Here is a 4,773-nt window from a genome sequence, read left to right as displayed (position 1 = left end):
GCTCCCGCTCAGCCGCCGACAACACCTCCAACTCCGACAACCGCGCCCCCGGCACCGCCGCGACCCCCTCCAACAGCACCGCGAAATGCCCGGCCAGCCGTTCGGCGGTCTCCCGCTCGTACAGGTCGGTGCGGTATTCCACGGTGCCCCGGAGGTCTCCCTCCGGCGCGTCGTGCACGGTGAGGACCAGGTCGAACTTGGCGTCCCGCAGGGTCACCGGCTGCTGCTGGACCTCGGCGCCCGGCAGCGCCCAGCCGGCGGTCTCCTCCGGCGCGCGCAGCAGGAACATCGTCTGGAAGAACGGGTTGCGGTCCAGGTCGCGTTCGGGCGCGAGTTCCTCCACGATCCGGTCGAACGGCAGGTCCTGGTGGTCGTAGGCGGCCAGCGCCGTGTCCTTGACTCGGTCCAGCAGTTCGGTGAACTCGGGGTTCCCGGACAGGTCGGTGCGCAGCACGAGGGTGTTGACGAAGAAGCCGACCAGGTCGTCGATCTCGGGCTGGGTGCGGCCGGCGATCGGCGTGCCGACCGCGATGTCCTCCTGGCGGGAGTACTTGGCCAGCAGGATCTGGAAGACCGCCAGGCACGCCATGAACAGGCTCGCGCCCCGCTCCCCCGCCGTGGCGCGCAGCGCCGCCGCCGTGGCGGCCGGGACGGTGAAGTCCACCGAGCCGGCGCGCGCGCCGCCCATCGGCGGCCGACGGTGGTCGGTCGGCAGCTCCAGCGGCTCCAGGCCCGCCAGCCGCTCCCGCCAGTGCGCCAGCTGTGCCTCCAGCACCTCGCCGGTCAGCGACGCGCGCTGCCAGACCGCGAAGTCCGCGTACTGCAAAGGCAGTTCGGGCAGATTCGCCTCGGTGCCGTCCAGCGCCGCCGCGTACAGGGCGTGCAGCTCACGGGCGAGCACGCCCTCCGACCAGCCGTCGCCCACGATGTGATGCAGCGTCAGCAGCACGAAGCCGTCGTCGTCCGCGAGCCGCACGACGTCCGCCCGGATCAGGGGTCCGGCGGCCAGGTCGAACGGGCGGGCCGCCTGGGCTTCCAGCAGCTCACCGGCGGCCGCCAGTGGCTCGGTGGCACCGCTGACGTCGTGCACGGCCACGGCGACCGGCGCCGGCGCGTCGACCACCTGGTAGGGCTCGCCGTCGTCGTCGGCCAGGAACCGGGTGCGCAGTACCTCGTGCCGTGCGACCAGTCCGGCCAGGGCCGCCTCCAGTGCCGGCACGTCCAATGTGCCGGCCACCCGCAGCACGAACGGCATCGCGTACTCGGAGCCGTCCGGCGAGAGCTGGTCGAGGAACCACAGACGGGCCTGGGCGAACGACAGCGGCAGTGGCCCGCCGTCACGCGGCACCGGTACCGGCCCGGCCGCCCGCGCGGCACCGCCGCCGGCCTCCTCGACGGCGACGGCCAGCGTCGCCGGCGTACCGCTGTCGAAGAGCGCCCGCACCGGTACCTCGGCGCCCAGCTCCTGCCGAAGCCGGCTGGTGACCTGCGCCGCCAGCAGCGAGTGGCCGCCCAGCTCGAAGAAGTTGTCGTGCACGCCGACCCGTTCGACGCCCAGCACCTGCGCCCAGATCGCCGCGACGGCCGTCTCGGCCGGAGTGCGCGGCGCGACGTAGCCGGTGTCCGCGTCCGCCCGCCCGGCGTCCGGCACCGGCAGGCTCCGGCGGTCGATCTTGCCGTTGGGCGTCAACGGCATCCGCTCCATCGGGGTGAACGTCGCCGGCACCATGTAGTCCGGCAGCCCGCGCTTCAGGTGCGCCCGCAGGTCGGCCGCCGACGGCGCGGTGTCCGGCGCGACCGGCACGACGTAGGCCGCGAGCCGCTTGCCGCCCGGACCGTCCTCCCGGACCACCACGACCGCCTCGGCCACCGCCGGGTGCGCCACCAGCGCCGCCTCGACCTCGCCGAGTTCGATACGGAAGCCACGGATCTTGACCTGGTTGTCGATGCGGGCGATGAACTCCAGCTGACCGTCCGGCCGCCACTTCACGAGGTCGCCGCTGCGGTAGACCCGGTGGGTGACGCCCTCGGCGGTGTGGTCGTGGAACTTCCGCGCCGTCAGCTCCGGGTTGCCCAGGTAGCCGCGGGCCAGGCACACGCCGCCGATGAGCAGTTCGCCCGGCACCCCGACCGGTACGTGCCGGCCGTAGCGGTCCACGACGTACAGCGTGGTGTTGGCGAGGGCCCGGCCGATCGGCGGCAGCGGATCTCCGGGCTCGGCCGCCGCCGAGGTCACGATGACGGTGGTCTCGGTGGGCCCGTAGTCGTTGTACACGGCGAACGGCAGGTGAACGCCCGCCGGGAGCCGCAGCAGGTCGCCCGCGGTGTGCACGTACTCCAGCGCCGGGTCCGGCCGCCAGGGGAGCGCCGCGAGGGCCTCCAGCACCGGCGGCGAGAGGTAGGTGCAGCGCACCCGCTCCTCCTCCAGCCAGCCGTGCAGGAGCGACGGGGTGAGTCGTACGGCCTCGGCGGGGATGGTGCACGTGCCGCCGTCGGCCAGTGCCCGCCACAGTTCCCACGCGGCGACGTCGAAGGCCACGCCGGCGATCATCGCGACCCGGTCGCCGTCCTCCAGGGGGAAGTGGTCCATGGTCCACCGCGTCAGGTTGACCATGCCGCCGTGCTCGATGAGCACGCCCTTGGGCTTGCCGGTGGAGCCGGAGGTGTAGATGACGTAGGCGACGTCGTCGGGTCCGGCAGCCGGCTCCGGGTTCCCGGCGGGCCGTTCGCCGGGGGCCGGCCAGTGGCGGTCGGCCAGCAGCAGCGGCGTGCCCGGGAACATGCCGGCGTGCGCGGTGTCGGTGATGACCAGCGGGGCCGCGCTGTCGGCGACCATGTACGCCAGCCTCTCGGCGGGGAAGTCCGGCGCCAGCGGGACGTAGCCCCCGCCCGCCTTCAGGATCGCCAGTTCCGCGCAGAACAGGTCCGCGCTCCGCTCCAGGCAGACCGCCACCAGCGTCCCGGGCCGCACGCCGTGCTCCGCGCGCAGGTGGTGCGCGAGGCGGTTGGCCCGCTCGTTGAACTCCCCGTAGGTCGTCTCCCGTTCGCCGTGCCGCATCGCGACGACGTCGGGAGCGCGCCGGACCTGCTCCTCCACGAGCTGGTGCACGGTCTTTTCCGTCGGGTACGGCGTCCGGGTGCTGTTCCATTCGGACAGCATCAGCTGCCGCTCGGGGGCCGTCAGCATCTCCAGTTCGCCGAGCCGGGCCGCCGGGCGGTCGCCGGCTTCCGCGAGCAGCGTCGCGTAGTGCCCGGTGAGCCGTTCGGCGGTCGCCGCGTCGAACAGCTCGGCGGCATAGATCAGTTGGCCGTCCAGGCCGCCGTCGGGGCGGCCCGTCAGGTGCAGCGCCAGGTCGAACTGGGCGTCCGGCACGGCGACCGTCACGCGTTCCACCTGCGCGTCGCCGAGCGCCCACGCGTCGCCGCCGGGCGCGTTCTGGAGCGCGAACAGCGTCTGCACCAGGGGGGTGCGGGAGAGGTCGCGCTCGGGGGTCAGCTCCTCCACGATCCGGTCGAACGGCAGGTCCTGGTGGTCGTAGGCGGCCAGCGCCGCGTCGCGGACCCGCTCCAGCAGCCCGGCGAACGTGGGATCGCCCGACAGGTCGGCCCGCATGACGAGGGTGTTGACGAAGAAGCCGATCAGGTCCTCGGTCTCGGCGCGGGTGCGCCCGGCGACGGGGGTGCCCACGGCGATGTCCTCCTGGCCGGAGTACTTGGACAGCAGGAACTGGAAGACCGCCAGGTACGCCATGAAGGGGCTCGCGCCGTGCGCGGCGGCGGCGGACGTGAGGGCCGCGGCGGTCGCGGCCGGCACGGTGAAGGTGTGGCTGCCGCCCCGGCTGCCGCGCACCGGCGGACGCGGCCGGTCCGTCGGGAGCTCCAGCGGCTCCAGCCCGGCGAGCGCCCCGCGCCAGTGCGCGAGCTGTTCCTCCAGCACCTCTCCGGTCAGGGTCTCCCGCTGCCAGACCGCGACGTCCGCGTACTGCACCGGCAGCGGGGGCAGCGTGGTGTCGCGGCCGGCGAGGGCCGCCGCGTAGTGGTCGCGCAGTTCGCGCGCGATGATGCCCTCCGACCAGCCGTCGGAGGCGATGTGGTGCATCGTCAGAAGCACGTGGTGCTCGTCGTCGGCGACCCGGACGACCGTCGCGCGCAGCACGGGACCGGTGGCCAGGTCGAACGGGCGGACCGCCTCGGCCGCCAGCAGGTCTCGGGCGGCGGCGGCCGGGTCGGCGAGGTGGCGCAGGTCGTGCGGGGCGGCCCGGAACGGTGCGGGGGCGTCGACGATCTGCTCCGGGGTGCCGCCGGGACCGGCGGTGATCCGGGTGCGCAGCACCTCGTGCCGCGCGCACAGGCGGGTCAGCGCCTCGTCGAGCGCGGCGGCCTCCAGGGGTCCGCGCACCCGCAGCGGTATGGGCAGCAGGTACTCGGCGTTGCCGGGGGAAAGACGGTCGAGGAACCACAGGCGTGCCTGGGCGGACGACAGCGGCAGCGGTCCCGCGGTGCGGTCCGCGGGCCGGATCCGCGCCGTCCCGGCGGCACCGAGCGTCCCGGCGCACTCCGCGAGGGCGGCCGGGGTGGGGGCGTTGAACAGGGCGCCCACCGGGATGTCCACGCCGAGGTCGTCGCGCAGCCGACTGCTGACCTGGGTGGCGAGCAGCGAATGGCCGCCCAGGGCGAGGAAGTTGTCGTGGACGCCGACCCGTTCGACTCCGAGGATGTCGGCCCAGACGCGGACGATCGCCTCCTCGACGCGGTTGCGCGGCGCGGTGTACT

1 protein-coding gene is annotated in these 4,773 nt (G+C 74.2%); it reads right to left on the bottom strand.

Going from position 1 to position 4,773, the window contains the following annotated elements:
- Positions 1 to 4,773 (bottom strand): amino acid adenylation domain-containing protein (locus tag ACZ619_RS45610; protein ID WP_469611939.1); only part of this gene is annotated, 4,773 nt, incomplete at both ends.

The sequence above is a fragment of the Streptomyces sp. NPDC104367 genome (assembly GCF_055583825.1).
Note: the sequence above shows the minus strand (reverse complement) of the source record. Positions and strands in the feature narration are given on the sequence as shown.